The organism is Bacillus xiamenensis (assembly GCF_001857925.1).
Lineage (GTDB): Bacteria > Bacillota > Bacilli > Bacillales > Bacillaceae > Bacillus > Bacillus xiamenensis.
The window spans coordinates 2,948,638-2,968,356 of record NZ_CP017786.1; the positions used below are offsets into that span (position 1 = coordinate 2,948,638).

General features: G+C 43.1%; 19 protein-coding genes, 1 other RNA gene and 2 other annotated features (1 of these 22 only partly in view). Of the genes, 14 read left to right on the plus strand and 6 right to left on the minus strand.

What is annotated here, in order from left to right; all coding sequences use genetic code 11:
• Positions 1–69: 69 nt before the first annotated feature.
• Complete coding sequence (locus tag BK049_RS14990) at positions 70–1,650, minus strand: N-acetylmuramoyl-L-alanine amidase family protein (protein WP_071168860.1); 1,581 nt, start codon at positions 1,648–1,650, stop codon at positions 70–72.
• A gap of 137 nt (positions 1,651–1,787) precedes the next feature.
• On the opposite strand from BK049_RS14990, the gene BK049_RS19585 reads away from it, so the two are divergent.
• The 5 genes from BK049_RS19585 (at position 1,788) to BK049_RS15010 (ending at position 6,515) form a co-directional block, all read left to right on the plus strand.
• Positions 1,788–1,958, plus strand: a complete 171-nt coding sequence (locus BK049_RS19585; RefSeq protein ID WP_003216250.1) for a YrzK family protein — start codon at positions 1,788–1,790, stop codon at positions 1,956–1,958.
• A 58-nt stretch (positions 1,959–2,016) separates the two neighbouring features.
• Positions 2,017–2,256 (plus strand) — a binding site (T-box leader).
• Positions 2,257–2,328: 72 nt separating this feature from the next.
• Positions 2,329–3,603, plus strand: a complete 1,275-nt coding sequence (gene hisS, locus BK049_RS14995; protein ID WP_071168861.1) for a histidine--tRNA ligase — start codon at positions 2,329–2,331, stop codon at positions 3,601–3,603.
• An 18-nt stretch (positions 3,604–3,621) separates the two neighbouring features.
• Entirely contained in the window at positions 3,622–5,400 is a 1,779-nt protein-coding gene (gene aspS, locus BK049_RS15000; RefSeq protein WP_145939416.1) for an aspartate--tRNA ligase, read from the plus strand.
• A gap of 77 nt (positions 5,401–5,477) precedes the next feature.
• Positions 5,478–5,658: non-coding RNA, 6S RNA (ssrS, locus tag BK049_RS15005), on the plus strand.
• 92 nt (positions 5,659–5,750) lie between these two features.
• On the plus strand, positions 5,751–6,515 hold the full coding sequence (locus tag BK049_RS15010; RefSeq protein WP_008360859.1) for a tRNA threonylcarbamoyladenosine dehydratase: 765 nt from the start codon (positions 5,751–5,753) through the stop codon (positions 6,513–6,515).
• A gap of 32 nt (positions 6,516–6,547) precedes the next feature.
• Here BK049_RS15010 and BK049_RS15015 read toward each other — a convergent pair whose 3' ends face one another.
• Positions 6,548–7,813 carry a replication-associated recombination protein A gene (locus tag BK049_RS15015; protein ID WP_071168863.1) on the minus strand — a complete coding sequence of 422 codons (1,266 nt, stop codon included), beginning with the start codon at positions 7,811–7,813 and terminating at the stop codon, positions 6,548–6,550.
• 209 nt (positions 7,814–8,022) lie between these two features.
• Here BK049_RS15015 and cymR point away from each other — a divergent pair, with 209 nt between their 5' ends.
• The 8 genes from cymR (at position 8,023) to BK049_RS15055 (ending at position 15,042) form a co-directional block, all read left to right on the plus strand.
• Positions 8,023–8,442 (plus strand): cysteine metabolism transcriptional regulator CymR, encoded by a 420-nt coding sequence (cymR, locus tag BK049_RS15020; protein ID WP_008360856.1) that lies wholly within the window; start codon positions 8,023–8,025, stop codon positions 8,440–8,442.
• 18 nt (positions 8,443–8,460) lie between these two features.
• Entirely contained in the window at positions 8,461–9,603 is a 1,143-nt protein-coding gene (locus tag BK049_RS15025; protein WP_008360854.1) for a cysteine desulfurase family protein, read from the plus strand.
• Between the two features lie 95 nt (positions 9,604–9,698).
• The gene (gene mnmA, locus BK049_RS15030) at positions 9,699–10,817 is read left to right on the plus strand and encodes a tRNA 2-thiouridine(34) synthase MnmA (protein WP_008360852.1); all 1,119 of its coding nucleotides are present in this window, start codon (positions 9,699–9,701) and stop codon (positions 10,815–10,817) included.
• A gap of 61 nt (positions 10,818–10,878) precedes the next feature.
• Complete coding sequence (locus BK049_RS15035; RefSeq protein ID WP_008360849.1) at positions 10,879–11,532, plus strand: tetratricopeptide repeat protein; 654 nt, start codon at positions 10,879–10,881, stop codon at positions 11,530–11,532.
• A 19-nt stretch (positions 11,533–11,551) separates the two neighbouring features.
• Entirely contained in the window at positions 11,552–13,936 is a 2,385-nt protein-coding gene (gene recD2, locus BK049_RS15040; RefSeq protein WP_071168864.1) for an SF1B family DNA helicase RecD2, read from the plus strand.
• A gap of 290 nt (positions 13,937–14,226) precedes the next feature.
• Positions 14,227–14,685 carry a PRC-barrel domain-containing protein gene (locus BK049_RS15045; RefSeq protein ID WP_071169241.1) on the plus strand — a complete coding sequence of 153 codons (459 nt, stop codon included), beginning with the start codon at positions 14,227–14,229 and terminating at the stop codon, positions 14,683–14,685.
• Positions 14,686–14,698: 13 nt separating this feature from the next.
• Positions 14,699–14,890, plus strand: coding sequence for a hypothetical protein (locus BK049_RS15050; RefSeq protein WP_071168865.1), 192 nt, complete (start codon positions 14,699–14,701; stop codon positions 14,888–14,890).
• Positions 14,891–14,910: 20 nt separating this feature from the next.
• Positions 14,911–15,042 (plus strand): YrzQ family protein, encoded by a 132-nt coding sequence (locus tag BK049_RS15055; RefSeq protein WP_008362324.1) that lies wholly within the window; start codon positions 14,911–14,913, stop codon positions 15,040–15,042.
• A gap of 241 nt (positions 15,043–15,283) precedes the next feature.
• Here the strand turns inward: BK049_RS15055 and BK049_RS15060 are convergent, their stop codons facing one another.
• The 4 genes from BK049_RS15060 to BK049_RS15075 form a co-directional block, all read right to left on the minus strand.
• Positions 15,284–15,934 (minus strand): amino acid ABC transporter permease, encoded by a 651-nt coding sequence (locus tag BK049_RS15060; RefSeq protein WP_008358536.1) that lies wholly within the window; start codon positions 15,932–15,934, stop codon positions 15,284–15,286.
• Between the two features lie 15 nt (positions 15,935–15,949).
• Positions 15,950–16,603, minus strand: coding sequence for an amino acid ABC transporter permease (locus tag BK049_RS15065; RefSeq protein WP_008358534.1), 654 nt, complete (start codon positions 16,601–16,603; stop codon positions 15,950–15,952).
• Positions 16,604–16,683: 80 nt separating this feature from the next.
• A complete protein-coding gene (locus tag BK049_RS15070; protein ID WP_008358532.1) occupies positions 16,684–17,493 on the minus strand; it encodes a transporter substrate-binding domain-containing protein in 810 nt (269 codons plus the stop codon).
• A 14-nt stretch (positions 17,494–17,507) separates the two neighbouring features.
• Positions 17,508–18,236 carry an amino acid ABC transporter ATP-binding protein gene (locus tag BK049_RS15075; RefSeq protein WP_071168866.1) on the minus strand — a complete coding sequence of 243 codons (729 nt, stop codon included), beginning with the start codon at positions 18,234–18,236 and terminating at the stop codon, positions 17,508–17,510.
• A gap of 224 nt (positions 18,237–18,460) precedes the next feature.
• On the opposite strand from BK049_RS15075, the gene BK049_RS15080 reads away from it, so the two are divergent.
• Positions 18,461–19,525: an AI-2E family transporter gene (locus BK049_RS15080; RefSeq protein ID WP_008358527.1), complete on the plus strand. Its 1,065-nt coding sequence runs from the start codon at positions 18,461–18,463 to the stop codon at positions 19,523–19,525.
• A 43-nt stretch (positions 19,526–19,568) separates the two neighbouring features.
• Positions 19,569–19,719: a binding site (T-box leader), on the plus strand; it runs 58 nt beyond the window's last position.

A 19,719-nucleotide genomic window follows, 5' to 3' on the forward strand; every position in this document is an offset into this window, starting at 1 on the left:
TTGCTGAGAGTTTGTTTAGAGTCTTTTTCTTTTGGCATCAAAAAAGAGGCGCAGCGGCCTCTTTTTTTTCTATCTAAAATATTGTTTTAATCCTTCTGTCATTCCTTCTGTCACTCGCTCTTGGTAAGAGGCGCTATAGATGATCGCTTCCTCCTGAGGGTTGCTTAAATAGCCGAGTTCATATAAAAGGGAAGGGCGTTTATTTTCTCTTAAAACAAAATAATCTCCGAATTTAACACCCTTATCTGGGATTTGTGATCGTTTTGCGACTTCAGCATGAACGTTTGCCGCTAGGCTTTGATCTTTTGATGCCTGATAATAATATGCGGTGCTTCCTCTGACACTTGGGTCCATAAAACTATCATAATGAAGACTGATGAATGCATCTGCATTTCGGTAATGAGAAGTGGCAACCCTCGATTGAAGGCTGATAAATGTATCATCACTTCTTGTTAAATACACATTTGCTCCAGAAGCTCTTAATTTGCCTGCCAGTAAATTGGCGGTTTTTATGGTGATATTCTTTTCAAAAGCACCGTCTGCGCCGATCGTCCCGCTGTCTTTCCCGCCATGACCAGGATCAAGAACAATCGTTTTCCCTTTTAAAGATCCAGTTCCAGACGATGAATCCTGCTGAGGTCTTGGTGCCTCGCTGCTATTTTTCTTTGTTTGAACAACCCAGCTCGCCACATATCCTGTTCCACCGTTAGATAGGGTGACTTCATACCAGTCACCTTGCGTTCGAACAATTTGATAAGCTGCTCCTTTCGTTGATCTTTCTGCAATCGCAGCAGAGGTAGAAGCGCTTTTTCTAATATTCGTTCCATCATAGACGATATACGCGTTCTGATGAGAGGACGAAGATGATGAACTCTTTTCACGGGCCGAACTTGCTCCTTGGCTTGTGACAATATAATAACTTGCAACCCAGCCTTTTGTCCCTTTGACTTCGATTTCATACCAGCCATTTTGCTCTCGTAAAATGGTGATGTGTGTATTGCGGCTAAGTGAAGCCACCACTTGTGCATTTGGTGCCGCTGATTGTCGAACATTCAAGCTGGATACGCCAACTGTGCCTGTCTGTTTAGAACGAGCGGACTCACCTGAACTTGATTGAGAAGTTTTTTGTCCGCCAGAAATGTAATCAGAGTGGACCCAGCCTTCTGCTTGTTGATACGAAATTTTTGTCCATGCGCCGCTTGTGCCCAGCTTCTTAGCGGAAGCGCCCTGCGGGAAAGTTCCGATGACTTGATAGGAAGTCCCTGGGCCTGTCCGAATGCGAAGATCGGAGGCTGTCGAGGTAATTGTGCGGCTTCCTTCTGCACGTTGATCTTGCGTCTTTGTCTTCGCAGGCTTTTGCGTGTCAGATGACCGGGTAATCAGCCATGAGACAATCCAGCCTTTTTGTCCGTTCGATAGCCCAATCTGCACCCATTCCCCTTGTTCAGTGAGAATCGGATAGCTTTCTCCTCGTTTCGCAACAGCTGCGATCCCATAGCTCAAACCAGGACCGGTTCGCACATTGATTTCATCTGTTGCAACGACTGCTTGGTCTGTTTGAGCAGTCGCATGTGTCATGGGCAACGTGCTGGCGATGAGAACAAAACAGGTCAGCAACATGATCATGTGATTGTGTGTTTTCAGATTCAAAACGGTGTTTTCCCCTCCCTTGTAAAACCGATGAATGTAAATTCGTTATGTAATGGACTAATTCCTTGCAGTATCCCTAATAAAAATGAATCAATCTGTTTATACTAGATAAAAATGTGATAAAAGGATGTACAAACATGAGATTAAGCAGAAAATTAGGACGAGTGCAGTATAATGGACATCGTGATATCGATCGCTGGCAGCACGACGAAATGGATCAACCAGGCTTCCTTGAAGAAACGGCATCTGAATACGGCTGCACGTCAAAAGAAGAGCTGGAAAAGAAAAAGAGGCACGGCAAGGGTTGACAGAGTGGCAGCACCGACCTTATTATAATATAAATCAACACACTTGAAAATTTAAAATGTGGAACTGATGATAGAGAATAGTAGGGTAAATTGCGTGAGCAGAGAGGAATCGCCTTAGGCTGAAAGCGAATCCGCATGGCATTTATCACGAAAGAACACTCTGTAGGTTTCCTGCTGAACGCTCTAAAAATGAGTCATTAGGCGGAGAACGTGAATCTGCGTTAAGGATTTGAGCGGGAACATGGCTGAATCATGTTCCAACTAGGGTGGCACCACGGGTATAACTCTCGTCCCTACTATACACATAGTAGAGGCGGGGGTTTTTTATATGTCCACATAAAAAATGATGATGGTCGTAGGAGGACGAAAAATGAGTTTTAATATTCCAAGAGGTACACAGGATATTTTACCTGGAGAGTCAGAACGCTGGCAGTATGTTGAACAAATTGCGAGAGATACATGTGCAGCCTTCCAATACAAAGAGATTCGCACACCGATTTTTGAGCATACGGAGCTGTTTGCGCGAGGAGTAGGCGAATCAACGGATATCGTTCAAAAAGAGATGTACACATTTGAAGACAAAAAAGGACGCAGCATCACCCTTCGTCCAGAGGGAACGGCTTCAACAGTACGTTCTTATGTAGAAAATAAATTATTCGCTCAGCCTACGCAGCCTACAAAGCTGTATTACATCGGACCGATGTTCCGCTATGAGCGCCCGCAAACGGGAAGATATCGTCAATTTTATCAATTTGGAATTGAAGCGATCGGTTCAAAAGATCCTGCCATTGATGCTGAAGTCATTTCACTTGCAATGAGTGTGTATGAGAAAGCAGGTCTTTCCAACTTAAAGCTTGTCATTAACAGCCTCGGTGACAAAGAAAGCCGGGCAGATTACCGCCAAGCACTTGTTGAGCACTTTGAGCCAAGAATGGATGAATTCTGTCACGACTGCCAAATTCGTTTACATCAAAATCCATTACGTATTCTTGATTGTAAAAAGGACCGTGACCACGAACTGATGGCAACGGCACCATCCATTCAAGATTTCTTAAATGAAGAATCAAGGACTTATTTTGAAAAAGTCAAACAATACTTAACAGATCTAGGCATTGAATATGTCGTCGATCCGAACTTAGTGCGTGGTCTTGATTATTACAATCACACAGCATTTGAAATTATGAGTAATGCAGAAGGCTTTGGTGCGATCACAACATTAGCCGGAGGCGGCCGTTATGATGGACTCGTTGAAGGAATTGGCGGTCCTGAATCCCCAGGCATCGGCTTTGCGATGAGTATTGAGCGTTTCCTATCAGCAATTGATGCAGAAAAGATTGAGCTTCCAGTACAAGGCGGCATTGATCTTTACATTGCCGCATTAGGAGATCAAGCAAAAGATTATGCTGTTTCATTATTGAATCGACTACGAAAAGAAGGCATTTCAAGTGAAATGGACTATACAGGGAAAAAGCTAAAAGCACAATTTAAAGCGGCGGATCGCTTGAAAGCCAAGTTTATTGCAGTTCTTGGTGAGGATGAGCTGGCGCAGCAAATTGTGAATGTGAAAGATACGACAACGGGTGAACAAATTGAAGTGAAGCTTGATGAGCTCATTCAAATGATGAAAGCCCACCAGAAAGCGTAAAGAAGGAGTGGAATGTTTGTGTTTGGTAGAACTTTTTATTGTGGAGAAGTAACAGAAGACCAGATTGGTCAGACAGTTGTATTAAAAGGGTGGGTACAAAAACGGCGTGACCTTGGCGGATTAATCTTTATAGACCTGCGTGACCGTACAGGCATTGTGCAAATTGTCTTCAATCCAGACCTATCAAAAGAGGCACTTGAGACAGCAGAATCGATTCGTAATGAATATGTTCTTGATATTAAAGGAACAGTCGTCGCAAGAGAAGAAACCACCATCAACCCAAATTTAAAAACAGGCAAAATTGAAATTCAAGTGGAGACGGTCACTGTGTTAAATGAAGCAAAGACCCCTCCATTTATGATTTCAGATCAAGCAGACGAGGTATCGGAAGATGTACGATTAAAATACCGCTATCTAGATCTTCGCCGTCCTGCAATGTTTGAAACGATGAAAATGAGACATGAAGTCACAAAAGCATTCCGCCATTTCTTAGATGATAACGGCTTTCTAGACATTGAAACACCAATTTTAACAAAAAGTACGCCAGAGGGTGCACGTGACTATCTTGTGCCAAGCCGTGTACACGAAGGAGAGTTCTATGCGTTGCCGCAGTCTCCGCAATTATTTAAGCAATTATTGATGGTGTCTGGGATGGACCGCTACTATCAAATTGCTCGCTGCTTTAGAGATGAAGACTTACGTGCTGACCGCCAGCCGGAATTTACACAAGTCGATATTGAAATGTCCTTTATGAGTCAAGAAGACATCATGACGCTTGCTGAAGAGATGATGGCAAAGGTCATGAAAGATGTCAAAGGCATTGACCTTACATTGCCATTACCACGTATGACGTATGATGAAGCGATGAATTCCTATGGATCTGATAAGCCAGATACCCGCTTTGACATGAAGCTTATCAACATTTCAGACACGGTAAAAGACTCAGATTTCAAAGTCTTCAGCGGGGCTGTAACCAATGGCGGAGCTGTCAAAGCCATAAATGTAAAAGGGGCTGCAGCAAAATACTCAAGAAAAGACATTGATGCCCTTGGTGCATTTGCGGCGAACTACGGGGCTAAAGGTCTTGCTTGGCTAAAAGCTGAAGGGACAGAATTAAAAGGACCGATTGCTAAATTCTTTGATGAGTCAAAGCAAGCAGAATTGAAAGAGCAGCTTCAAGTCGAAGAGGGTGACCTTTTACTTTTTGTCGCTGACAAGACGTCTGTTGTCCATGATGCCCTTGGTGCACTTCGTTTAAAACTTGGGAAAGAGCTTGGACTGATTGATGAGACTTTATTCAATTTCTTATGGGTCGTTGACTGGCCGCTGCTTGAAAAAGATGAAGAAGAAGGCCGCTTCTATGCTGCTCACCATCCTTTCACAATGCCAGTTCGGGATGACCTTGAATTAATTGAAACAAGTCCAGAAGACATGAAAGCTCAGGCTTATGATCTTGTGCTCAATGGCTATGAGCTTGGCGGGGGTTCTATTCGTATTTTCGAAAAGGACATTCAAGAAAAAATGTTTGGTTTACTTGGCTTTTCAAAAGAAGAAGCATACGATCAATTCGGTTTCCTTCTAGATGCGTTTGAGCATGGTGTTCCTCCGCACGGCGGAATCGCGCTTGGTCTTGACCGTTTAGTCATGCTTCTTGCCGGCCGATCTAACCTAAGAGATACCATTGCGTTCCCGAAAACGGCAAGTGCAAGCTGTGTGCTCACAGATGCTCCTGGCACTGTAAGCGAAGCCCAGCTTGATGAGCTAAGTTTAGCGATTAAAACAAAAGTAAAACAGTAAAATAGGCGGATGTTTATAGGCATGTAAACGCTTGAAAAAGCGGCATGCCTATGATATGCTTTCATCAACTAATCAATAAAGTCCTGATACGTACGGTGGTTACCTAGTTTTGACCGAACATTTTTTTCTACGGGAGCTTGGCTTTCCTTTCTGCATTCATGCCTCATCTGAGGACTTATAAAGTGAGGAAGAAAGCACCCACCTGCATGGTGCGGGGTTCAAAACGAAGGAACAGCTGGCGGCGTCATCGGGACTTTTTTGTGTTTTTTTCTTTTTGAGAAGGATGACGGAGAAGTCTGAATATGATATGATTCTTTCGATTCATTTTAAATAAAGGTGGAGTGAGGCACTTGTTACATCAGTTTTCAAGAAACGAGCTTGCCATTGGCAAGGAAGGCTTAAATATATTAAAAAACAGTACAGTTGCAGTGCTTGGAGTAGGCGGCGTTGGCTCATTTGCAGTAGAAGCGCTCGCTCGTTCAGGTGTTGGCCGTATTGTTCTTGTTGATAAAGATGATATTGATATTACAAATGTAAACCGTCAGCTGCCAGCATTGCTGTCAACAGTCGGTCAGCCTAAAGTGGACTTAATGAAGGCGAGAATTGCTGACATTAACCCAGAATGTGAAGTCGTTGCGCTCAAAATGTTCTATACAGAAGAAACATATGAACAGTTCTTTGAGTATCCGCTTGATTATGTCATTGATGCATCAGATACGATTCATTATAAAATTCATTTAATGAAAGAGTGCCTAAAACGCGGTGTGAATATCATTTCTAGTATGGGTGCTGCAAACAAAACAGATCCGACACGCTTTAAAATTGATGATATTTCGAAAACACATACGGATCCCATTGCAAAAGTCGTTAGAACACGTCTGCGTAAGGAAGGGATTCGAAAAGGGATTGAAGTGATTTTCTCTGATGAAAGTCCGATTGTGATTCGTGAAGATGTCAGAAAAGAAGTTGGAAATGATGAAGCGAAAATTCGTAAGGCGCAAATGCCGCCATCATCCAATGCATTCGTTCCATCTGTTGCTGGACTGATCATGGGTGGTCATGTCATTATGAAGCTTTTAAAAGACATTCCGATTACACGTGTGAAAGATAAATAAATAGCCCGCCTGCGAAATGCAGGGGGCTATTTTTATTTTTGCCGTCTTAAATTCTCATAGACTTGCTTCAGTGCACCTTCAAATTTTCCTGTTTGCTTCGGTTCATAGTATTGCTTGTTTTTCAGCGGGTCAGGTAAATATTGCTGCTTCACCCAGCCATTTTCATAATCGTGCGGATATAAGTAATCGGCGCCTCTTCCGAGTGCTGTTGCTCCTTTATAGTGAGCATCCTTTAAATGAGCAGGGACTTCACCTATTTTCCCAGTACGAATATCATGCAGTGCTGCATCAATTGCTTGATAAGCGGAGTTTGATTTTGGAGAAAGACACAGTTCAATGACGGCGTTGGCGAGTGGAATCCGTGCTTCTGGGAAGCCGACTCTCTCAGCTGTTTGAACAGCGCTTAACACGCGGGACCCTGCCTGCGGACTGGCTAAGCCAATATCTTCGTAAGCCATCACAAGTAATCGTCTTGAAATGCTTTCGAGGTCTCCCGCTTCAATAAGTCTTGCAAGGTAATGCAGGGCGGCATCTGTGTCAGACCCTCTGATGGATTTTTGGAAAGCCGAGAGGACATCATAATGGGCATCACCGTTCTTGTCATGCGAGAAGCTCTTTTTCTGTAAACATTCTTCTGCTGCGGCAAGAGTGATCGTGATATGTCCAGATTCATCAGCTTTTGTCGATAGGACGGCTAGTTCAAGCGCATTTAAAGCAGAGCGCACATCTCCTCCGCATCCATTCGCAAAATGATTCATCGCCTTTTCATCAACTGTGACCGAATAACCGCCAAGCCCGCGATGTTCATCCTGTAAAGCCCGTGATAAAGCGGCTTTGATCTGCTCTGTTTCAAGCGGCTTCAGCTCAAATATTTGTGTCCGGCTGCGGATAGCTGGATTGATTGCATGATACGGGTTGGCTGTTGTTGCGCCAATTAAAATGATCATGCCATTTTCTAAATACGGAAGAAGGAAATCCTGCTTCCCTTTATCCAGCCTGTGAACTTCGTCTAAAATCAGGATGACCTGACCGCTCATTTTTGCTTCAGCGGCGACAGCTTCCATGTCTTTTTTGTTATGAATGACCGCATTCAACGTACGAAAGGCAATGCTTGTACTGCCAGCTATCGCAGTTGCAATTGATGTTTTGCCAATGCCCGGCGGTCCGTATAAAATCATCGAGGATAAATGTTTTGCCTCGACCATTCGTCTAATAATTTGACCTTCTCCAACGAGATGCTCCTGCCCGATAATATCTTCAATATGACTTGGGCGCATCCGATACGCTAAAGGTTTCATGATTATCTCTCCTAAAGCAATGTCTTGTTTATATAGAGTACCGAAATTTCTTCAAATAGAAAAGGGATGCGTCCTCCTTTAGCGCTCAGAGGCCGCAAATGAAAGTTGGCTGAAAGTATGATATAATTGCTTTTGGTCTATATAACAGCGTATATGAAATCAGAAAAATAATTGATGACATAGAATTAGAAAACGCAGAGGTGTTTAACTTGAAAATTTCCACTAAAGGCAGATATGGTCTGACGATCATGATCGAATTAGCCAAAAAACATGGCGAAGGCCCTACATCATTAAAATCAATCGCTCAAAACAATGATTTGTCTGAGCATTATTTAGAGCAGCTTGTATCACCACTTCGCAATGCCCGTCTTGTGAAAAGTATCCGCGGGGCTTATGGGGGCTATGTTCTTGCCCATGAACCAAGCGAGATTACAGCCGGTGATATTATTCGTGTATTAGAAGGACCGATTAGTCCTGTCGAAGTGATCGAAAACGAAGAACCAGCAAAGCGTGAACTTTGGATTCGAATTCGTGATGCAGTAAAAGACGTACTAGACAATACCACTCTTGAAGACTTGGCAAGCTATACAGATGACGGGGATCAAGACGCGTATATGTTCTATATTTAGATCAGAGGTGTACCGGAAATGGAACGTATCTATTTAGATCATGCAGCTACAACGCCTATGGATCAGCGCATTGTGGACAAGATGATGCCTTACTTTACAGAGATATTTGGCAATCCCTCGAGTATTCATTCATACGGGCGCGAGGCAAGGAAGCGGCTCGATGAGGCAAGAGAAATCATTGCAGAAGAATTACACTGTAAACCGCAGGAGATCATCCTAACAAGCGGGGGAACAGAGGCGGACAACTTGGCGATCACAGGTGTTGCAATGGCAAGGCAACATGAAGGAAAACATATTATCACAGCAAAAACAGAGCATCATGCAGTGCTTCATACATGTGAGCGATTAGAGAAGCTTGGTTTTGATGTGACGTATTTAGATGTTGATCACACTGGATTCATTCAACTTGACCAATTCAAACAATCACTAAGAGATGATACGATTCTTGTGACCATCATGTACGGCAATAATGAAACAGGCGTCATTCAGCCAATCAAAGAAATTGGTGAACTTCTACACGATCACACGGCTTATTTTCATACAGATGCCGTACAGGCGTTTGGCACAATGACAATTGATGTTGCAGCTCTTCATATTGACCTGTTATCTGCTTCTGGCCATAAATTAAATGGTCCAATGGGAACAGGTTTCTTATATGTCAACGAACGCGTAAAACTCTCTCCGCAAATATTCGGAGGAGAACAAGAAAGAAAACGCCGTGCTGGCACTGAAAATGTGGCGGGGATCGTTGGGCTGGCAGCAGCTGTTCAATTAACAAAGCAAAATAGAAGAGAAAAAGCAGTGCATTATGGTAAGCTCAAAGAAACGATGCTCAAAGTATTCGAGGAGGAATCACTCAATTTCTCTATCAATGGACATCCGGAACAGACATTGCCGCACATTTTAAATGTTCATTTCCCCGGTGTCTCCATTGAATCGTTACTTGTGAACTTAGATATGGAAGGGATTGCTGTTTCAAGCGGGTCAGCATGTACGGCTGGATCTGTCCTTCCTTCGCACGTATTAAGCGCCATGTATGGCGAAGAAGCAAAAGAGCTGACATCCTCAGTCAGAATAAGCTTCGGTCTTGGAAATGAAGAGGAACATGTAAAGCAGGCGGCGCGTAAGATCGCGGCTGTTGTCAAACGCCTAGCCAAATAAATGCTCCCTTTTTGTTCGTGTGTGAAAAATGAAACAGCCAGGCACCTGAAGAACGAAACGCGCACGCTGTTTCATTGAAATTGGAGTTGATGAAGATGACAAAAAGACCAGAAGACACAAGAGTTGTGGTTGGTATGTCTGGAGGAGTCGATTCATCAGTTGCTGCTCTCATGCTAAAGGAGCAGGGCTATGATGTAATCGGCATCTTTATGAAAAACTGGGATGACACAGATGAAAATGGTGTTTGTACAGCAACGGAGGACTATGAGGATGTCATTCGTGTTTGTAACCAGATTGGAATCCCTTATTATGCAGTAAATTTCGAGAAGCAGTATTGGGACAAAGTGTTTCAATATTTTCTTGATGAATATAAAGCAGGCAGAACGCCAAACCCAGATGTCATGTGTAACAAAGAAATTAAGTTCAAAGCATTTCTTGAGCATGCATTGTCACTTGGTGCAGATTATTTAGCAACAGGCCACTATGCACGTATCGACAGAACTGGCGATGAAGTGAAAATGCTAAGAGGTCTTGATGCAAACAAAGACCAAACCTATTTCTTGAATCAGCTGACTCAAGAACAGCTTGATAAAGTGATGTTCCCAATCGGCGATTTAGAGAAAAAAAGAGTGCGTGAATTAGCAAAAGAAGCGGGGCTTGCTACCGCAACGAAAAAAGATTCAACGGGCATCTGCTTTATTGGGGAAAGAAACTTTAAAACGTTCCTCAGCCAATATTTGCCTGCACAGCCCGGTGTGATGCAGACAATGGACGGAGAAGTAAAAGGTGAACATGATGGACTGATGTATTACACGATTGGTCAGCGCCAAGGACTTGGCATTGGCGGAAGCGGTGATCCGTGGTTCGTTGTTGGGAAGGACTTAGAGAAAAATATCTTATTTGTTGAACAAGGCTTCCACAATCCACTTTTATACTCTGAAAGCATTTCAGCCGTAAATATAAGCTGGACTCGTCCTCATATTGTCGACGAAAACGGTGAATTAACATGCACAGCAAAATTCAGATACCGTCAAGAAGACCATCATGTGAAAGTCAAAATGACAGGTGAACAAGAAGCGATGGTCATCTTTGATGAACCAGTGCGTGCTGTCACACCAGGACAAGCCGTTGTCTTCTATGATGGCGAAGAATGTCTTGGCGGCGGGACAATTGACGATGTCTTTAAAGACGGTCAGAAGCTGTCGTATGTGTAACATGTGTTAAAAACCTCAACGTCGCTGTTGAGGTTTTTTAATGAAAGGATGATAAGAGCAAATGAATCATAATGAGATCGGCATAGAAGCGTTAAACCAAGGGAACATCGAAAAGGCAGCCGAAGCTTTTACAAAAGCCATTGAAGAAAGCCCAAAGGACCCGGTTCCATATATTAACTTTGCAAACTTACTTTCAAGTATCAATGAATTTGAACGTGCTCTGAACTTCTTTCAAAAAGCCATTGAACTTGATCATACAGCAGCTGCAGCCTATTACGGAGCAGGAAATGTGTACACATTGAAAGAAGACTTTATGAAAGCAAAAGACTATTTTGAGCAAGCGCTAAAAGCTGGAATGGTAAACAGCGATTTGTTTTATATGCTAGGGCAAACGCTTATCAAATTAGAGCAACCGAAGCTTGCGATGCCTTATCTTCAGCGTGCCGTTGAGCTAAACGAAGAAGATAACGAAGCAAGGTTTCAATTTGGCATGTGCCTTGCGAATGAACAGATGCTGGAAGAAGCGGTGGCGGCCTTTACCGAAGTGGTCACGCGAGATCCGCAGCATGCAGATGCCTTTTATAATTTAGGGGTTGCGTATGCCTATTTAGAGAAAAAAGACGAAGCACTTGAGATGCTAGGAAAAGCCATTGACGTGCAGCCAGATCATATGCTTGCACTGCATGCACAAAAGCTGATTCAAGAGGCAGAATAGACGGAAGGAGGGAAGACCTGTGCAGGAACATCCAGATCAAATAAAGCTTGAAGACGAACCATTTTTAAAAGGGACGGTTCAAGCGGTTATTTTCCATAACGAAAGTAATTTATATTCGGTGTTAAAAGTCAAAGTCATTGAAACATCAGAAAACTTAGAGGAAAAAACAGCATCTGTCACAGGCTACTTCCCGGCACTTCATGAGGAGGAAACCTACACCTTCTATGGCAAAGTCACAAGCCATCCGAAATTTGGTGAGCAGTTTAAGGCCACTCATTTTCAAAAGGAAGTACCTACAACAAAACAAGGGATTATTCATTATCTCTCAAGTGACTTATTCGAAGGAATAGGGAAGAAGACGGCGGAAGAAATCGTCGGGAAACTTGGCAATCAGACGCTTCATCAAATTATGCGTGATCCGTCTGTGTTGTATGACGTTCCGCGCCTGTCAAAAAAGAAGGCAGACAAGCTGGCTGCCGCACTTCAGGAGCATCAAGGACTGGAGCAAATCATGATCAACCTGAATCAATATGGCTTTGGTCCGCAGCTCAGTATGAAAATTTACCAAGTGTACGAGAGTGAAACCTTGCAGAAGATTGAGGAAAATCCTTATCAGCTTGTCAAAGACGTAGAAGGGATTGGGTTTATTAAAGCAGATGAGCTCGGCGCTAGAACAGGGATATCTGGAAATGACCCAGACCGCATTCGTGCAGCTCTGCTTTACACTGTCGAGACAGCAAGCCTTCAGGACGGTCATACGTACATACAAACGAAAGATCTGATCGTCGAAACCCGTAAGCTGCTCAATCAAACAGGTAATGACTACAAAGTGAATGAAATGGACGTTGCCAATCAGATCATTGCACTTGGAGAAGCGAAAGAGATGATCATAGAAGATGAGCGGTGCTATCATCCGTCGCTTTTTTATGCGGAGCAAAGTGTGGCGAAACGCATTCGGAAAATCGTCTCTCAAACAGAATATGCTGATCAATTTCCTGAATCAGAATTCCTTCTCGCACTCGGTGAGCTGGAGGAACGGCTGGGCGTCCAGTATGCGCCGACACAAAAGGAAGCCATTCAAAAGGCGCTCATGTCCCCAATGCTGCTCTTAACAGGCGGACCGGGTACAGGGAAAACGACGGTCATTAAAGGGATTGTCGAGCTTTATAGCGATCTTCATGGCGTTTCTCTTGACCCTAGTGATTATAAAAAAGATGAGTCTTTTCCGTTTGTGCTTGCTGCACCAACTGGACGCGCGGCGAAACGAATGACTGAATCTACAGGGCTTCCAGCTGTGACCATTCACCGGCTATTAGGCTGGAATGGGTCAGAAGGCTTCTCACATGATGAAGATCAGCCGATTGAAGGAAAACTCGTGATTATTGATGAATCGAGTATGCTGGATATTTGGCTGGCTAATCATTTGTTTAAGGCGATTCCAAATGACATTCAAGTCATTATGGTTGGAGACGAACATCAGCTTCCATCTGTCGGACCCGGTCAGGTGTTAAGAGACCTGCTTGCATCACAAGCCGTACCAGCTGTAACGTTAACTGATATTTACCGTCAGGCAGACGGTTCATCCATTGTTGAGCTTGCCCATGATATGAAAAATGGTGTTTTACCAAAAGATATTACCGCACGCTCGAAGGATCGATCCTTCATTCAATGTTCAGCTGATCAAATAAAAGAAGTCATCGAAAAAGTTGTCAGCAACGCTGCTCAAAAGGGCTATTCAGCAAAGGACATTCAGGTGCTGGCACCGATGTATAAAGGGAAAGCTGGTATCAACGAGCTGAATAAAATGCTTCAGCAAATTTTGAACCCTAAAAAGCCAAAAGGAAGAGAAATTCCCTTTGGTGACGTCGTCTACCGGACAGGTGATAAGGTGCTTCAACTTGTCAATCAGCCGGAGAATCATATCTTTAATGGGGATATTGGTGAAATCGTATCGATTTTTTATGCGAAAGAAAACACGGAAAAAGAAGATATGGCGGTGATTTCTTTTGATGGAAACGAAATCACGTTTACAAAAAAAGATTTTCATCAATTTACCCATGCTTATTGCTGCTCTATTCACAAATCTCAGGGCAGTGAATTCCCCATTGTTGTGCTGCCAGTCGTCAGAAGCTATTATCGAATGCTTCGGCGAAATCTACTGTACACAGCCATTACACGCAGTAAAAAGTTTTTAATTTTGTGCGGTGAGGAATCAGCCTTGGAGTGGGGCGTGAAAAATAATGAGGATTCCCTTAGACAAACGTCCTTAACAATGCGTCTTGCTAAGACCGAAGAAATCATGGATGCTGAGCTTGCAGCGCTTCAAAAAGAGCTGCCTTTCAGCGTACACGATGCAAATATTGGCATGGAGGGAATCACTCCGTTTGATTTTATGCAAGAGTAAATGGCTTCCTTCATGGAAGCCATCAGATTGTTGACAAAGGGCTAAAATGATCTTTATTTTAGCCCTTTGTCTTCTTTTCAGCGTGACCTGAAAACCTTTGCAGTCTAGGAAGGACGAGTACCGGCGCGGAGCGAATTTAAGATTCGTGAGCACCGGCACACAGGACTGACAAAGAATGCGAGGATTTGTCTACACGCTGATGGCTTCCTTCATGGAAGCCATTTCTTCGTATGAGTCATGAAGCAAACGCACACGATAAGACTGTTCCGCAAAAGGTGGTTGATCACATTTTGAGAACATGTCGAGAGCTTGAAGGAATGACGATCTATACAGATGAGCTGTCTCATTCACTTGGTTCGATCAAAGATATTTGCTTTTTAGCCGGCGGCAGCTGCGGGGGATATGTATTAGATGGGAAAAAGAAAGACTGTGCCTTCATTCCATTCTCAGCTGGCGACAAATTGACAGACAAAGGTCTATATGTGAGCTGCCAGGAGGGAGGAGAAATAGATTCCTCTGCCCCAGCCTTCTTCTTTTCGAAATTGAAAAAGAAAATGATGCAGTCACCAGATGGTGAAACATTAGGTGTTTTGGAAGATGTATACTTTGACGCAAATTCGGGCACAATCGTAGCATATGAACTTTCGGACGGCTTCTTTACAGAGTTATCAGGGATTCGAAAACAGCTGCATGCTGCCGGAACTTTGATGGACGTTCAAAAGGAAGCACTTGTTCTAAACCGAACATAAAGAGGTGCTGAATATGCTCATTTGCCCAAATTGCAAATGTAAAGACATCGGAAAAATTGGGGTCAATCAATATTATTGCTGGGGCTGTTTTATTGAATTGACGCTGGCAAAAGGCAAAATATCTACTCATCAAGTGGAGGAAGACGGTACACTAAGCAGTTTAGATGATCTGTTTAGTGATGATGAACGTTCAATTCAACTATAAGTGTTTAGGGGGAATTTCGAATGGGAAAAATGACGTCTTCACTATTAACGCTTGGTGCAGGTGCACTCGCATATCACTTTGCAAGTCGATATGATATGCCATCAAAGCGTGATATGAAAAAGATGAGAAAACGTGTTATGCGAATGTTTTAAACAAAAAAGGGACATCCACCATGAGTGGATGTCCTCAGATTGTTGACAAAGGGCTAAAATGATCTTTATTTTAGCCCTTTGTCTTCTTTTCAGCTTGGCCTGAAAACCTTTGCAGTCTAGGAAGGACGAGTACCGAAGCGGAGCGAATTTGACATTCGTGAGCACCGGCACGCAGGACTGACAAAGCATGCGAGGGTTTGTCTACACGCTGGGGACATCCACTATGAGTGGATGTCCTTTTTTATGCCTGCCTGTACTCTAATCTCCGTGCAAGTAAGGACAAGCCGAAGTTGACAACAAAATACATCATGGCCGCCAAAAGGAAAATAGGGAGTAAGTAAGATTGGCTCTGACCATTTAAAATTTGTGCGTGATGCAATAATTCTGGAAGGGCAATCACAACGGCAAGCGATGTATCTTTTAAAAGAGAAATAAATTGACTGACAATCGGCGGTACCATACGGCGTAACGCTTGAGGCATAATGATCATTTTTAACGTTTGAACATAGGTTAAACCGGAAGATCTGGCAGCTTCAATCTGCCCTTTATCAATTGATTTGAGGCCGCTGCGAATAATTTCTGACAGCATGGCCGATTCAAACACGGTTAAAGCTGCTATGGCAGAGGCAGTGATGCTCAGCTTAATGCCGATTTCAGGAAGTGCAAAATATGTGAAAAAGATGATCAGCAAAAGCGGCAGGTTCCGAATGGTTTCAACAATGACCGCCAGCACCTTTGATAAAATAGGGATTTGAGCGAACCTGAATGTGCCAACGATTAAACCGATGATAAAGCTTAAAATGATGGAGATAAAAGCCACTTTTAAGGTGACAGCAAATCCTTCAAGTAAAAAGGCGAGATGATCCGGCTGGTAGGCACCTATAAAATCCATTGTGTTTCCTCCTTTCTAGTGGCTTCTTGCTAATCTTCTTTCTAAATAACCAACGCCTAGGCTGAGCGGAATGGTTAAGAGTAAATAAAACATGGCAACGAAAATGTATACATCAAACGTCACAAATGTTCTGGAAGCGATGAGGTCCCCTTGATACATGAGATCAAAACCGGCTATGACACCTAAAATAGACGAGTTTTTGACAAGGTTAATAAATTGATTCCCAAGAGGCGGGATGACAATTTTGATCGCCTGAGGCAAAATAATATATCGCATCGTACCACCATATGACAGACCAGAAGCTCTAGCGGCTTCCATTTGTCCAAGTGGTACTGCTTGTATACCGGCACGGATGGCTTCAGCAATAAAAGCCGACGTATAAATCGCAAGGGCGATGGTCCCAGCAGTAAAGCCATCTGCCACAATACCAAGCACCGGTAAACCAAAGAAGAAAACAAATGTGATCAATAATAACGGAATATTCCGAATAAATTCCACGTAAGCCGTTCCTAACCAGTTGAGCGGCCTAAGGGGCGCGATTCTCATAATGGCAATGAGTGTACCGATCAAAAAGCTTCCAATTAACGCAATGACACTTGCACCAATCGTATATTTAAATCCTTCTAAATAAAGAGGGAAGTTTTCAGTTAAAATTGAAAACCGCAGCAATCCGTTCACTTCCTTCCTAATCAACAGGGGAGCCGAGAACTGGCCCTCCTGAAGGTATGAATGTTGATTTAGTTAAGTGGCTATTCTTTGATCCATTTTTCATAAATCTTGTCATACTCACCATTATCCTTTAATGCTTTTAATGCTTTGTTAATGGCTTCTGTCAATTTTTCATCGCCTTTTTTCACAGCAATGCCATATGGCTCATCGGTAAAGGTTCCGCCAACGACTTCATAATTTGAGTCTTCGTCAGCCATACCGAATAGGATGGCATTATCTGTTGTGAGCACTTGCCCTTGGTTTGATTTTAATGCTGTAAAGGCTTCTTGATAGTTTTCAAATTCTAGTACAGTCGCTTCAGGGGCTTTCTCGCGGATGTTTTGAGATGAAGTAGACCCTTTGACCGCCAGCACCTTCGTCCCTTTTTTAAGATCGTCAATGGATTGGATGTCACTTCCTTTTTTCACAAGCAGTGATTGTCCTGCTTCAAAGTAAACATCTGAGAAATTGACTTCTTTTTTACGCTCTTCTGTGATGGTCATTGTGGCAACAATTGCATGGATGTCTCCTTTTTGCAGTAAAGGAATTCTTGTTTTCGATGTCACTTCTTTGAATTCTGCCTTTCCTTCATCACCGAGCATTTCTTTTGTGATCGCTTTTGCGATATCAATATCAAATCCTTCGATATCCCCGGTGCTAGGATTTTTCAGACCGAAAAGGCGGGTATCATTTTTGACACCGAACATGATTTTTTTGTCTTTCTTAATTGCGTCTAATGAGCTTCCTTGCTTGGCATCCGTTGAGCCTTTCTCGGCAGAGCCGCAGGCAGCAAGAGCGACAATACAGCAAGTCATCAGTAATAATAGGCCAAATCGTTTCATTTTTTTCATCAAAACATTCCCCCTTAGTGATTTAAAATACGGCTTAAAAAGAGCTGAGCGCGTTTCTCGCGCGGTTTTTCATAAAATGCAGCCGGTGTTGATTCTTCGAGGATTCGCCCTTCATCAATAAAAACAATGCGGTCAGCCACTTCCCGGGCAAATCCCATCTCATGCGTGACAACAACCATGGTCATTCCTTCTCTGGCCAGCTGTTTCATCACATCTAGTACCTCACCGATCATTTCCGGATCAAGCGCAGACGTCGGCTCATCAAAAAGCATGACATCAGGCTTCATCGCGAGCCCCCTTGCAATGGCAACACGCTGCTGCTGTCCTCCTGATAGTCTTGAAGGATAAGTGTCTGCTTTATCAGGAATCCCAACTTTATTTAAATAAAATTCAGCTGTTTCTCTTGCTTCTGCCTTGCTTACTTTTTTGACCTTCATAGGCGCAAGCATAATGTTTTCAAGCACTGTCTTATGAGGATAGAGATGAAAGTGTTGAAACACCATCCCGATATTTTGCCTGACTTGATTGATGTTTGTTTTTGGATGCTGGACAGGGACTTCGTTGACAAGTACTTTTCCTTCATCAATGCTTTCAAGACGATTGATGCACCTGAGCATCGTGCTTTTACCGGATCCTGAAGGACCGATGATCACAACAACCTCACCCTTTTGAATATGTAGGTTAATGTCTTTGAGTACGTGGAACTGGCCATAATGCTTGTTGACTTCTTCGAATGTGATCATGAAGAACCTCCTCTTGTGATTATTTGGCTAAAGTGGATTCTAGCACACCTTGTGTAAAAAGAAGTAAATAATGGAATATTATCTGACGAGATTTTACAGCAAACAGTGACTTTGGTTGGAGCTGTATGTTTCATATGTATTCATTTTTAACGAAGTTAGGACAAATTTTATTTACATGGATAATTGCAGAAGTTGGTTAAACAATAAGAAAAGAGGTGAAAAAGGTGAAGAAACGTCCGATCGAGTTTCTGATATATGCTGCAGGTGTACTGCTTGTCCTTGCATCCTTACTCATTTTGGTTCAGCTCGACGAGTTATGGATGCCTATTTTTTTATTGCTCAAAGCGGTTTTGATCCCGCTTCTTATCGCTATTTTTATTTCTTACCTTCTTTATCCTATTGTTGAAAGGCTGCACAAGCGAGGCTTGCCTAGAACGGTCAGTCTCTTATTGATTTATGTGCTGTTTTTTGGAGGAATTGGTTTTGCTGTGTATAAAGGGGCACCTGTTTTAATCGCTCAATTAAATGAATTGTCAGAGCAAATTCCTGTGCTTGCGGAAACGTATAATGGCGCTTTATCTCATGTTCATCGTCATACAAGCCATTGGCCTGACGGACTGCACGATCGGCTTGATCGTTTTATTGTCCAATCGGAGACATATGCAGCAAATGGGGCAGAGCGAATGATTCTTAGCTGTAAAGTGCTGCTTGATTACGCCTTAGTTGCGGCACTCATCCCTTTTCTTGTCTTTTATATGGTGAAAGATATGAACACGATGAAGCGGGCGGCATGGTATTTAACGCCGCCAAACTTTCGGAAAAGGGGTCATGCCTTTGTGAAAGCAGTGGATGACTCACTTGGGGATTATATTAGAGGACAGCTGCTTGTCTGTTCTTTAATTGGGGGAACAGCTGCCGTTGTTCTCTGGCTGTTTCATATCCCGTACCCCCTTGTATTAGGTATGTTCATCGGTGCAACGAATGTGATCCCGTATTTTGGTCCAATTATTGGTGCCATTCCTGCTGTATTTATTGCTTTTACCATCTCAGTTAAGTCGGTCCTTATTGTGCTGATTACAGTGGCAGTGCTTCAATTTTTGGAAAGCAATGTTCTTAGTCCGATCATCGTTGGGAGAAGTCTGCATATGCATCCTGTCGTCATTATGCTTGTGTTACTCGCTGGAGGTGAGCTGTTTGGCTTAATTGGCATGATTTTAGCAGTGCCGTCCGCAGCCATTATCAGGGTCATCATTGTGCAATATATCTACATGAGACGAAGCGTTCATTGACAAGACGAGCCGAGTTGTCTATAATAATTTCGATTCATACATATTGAATTCAATGACGGACCCGAGTACGTTAAAAAGCTGTTGCAGAGAGAGGCTTTATGTTGCTGAGAAAAGCCTTATCAGACCTTTAACGGAAGCTAGTCCCGAGTGCAGATAAACACTGCCGCTCTCTTCCAGCGTTATCGGATGTGAAG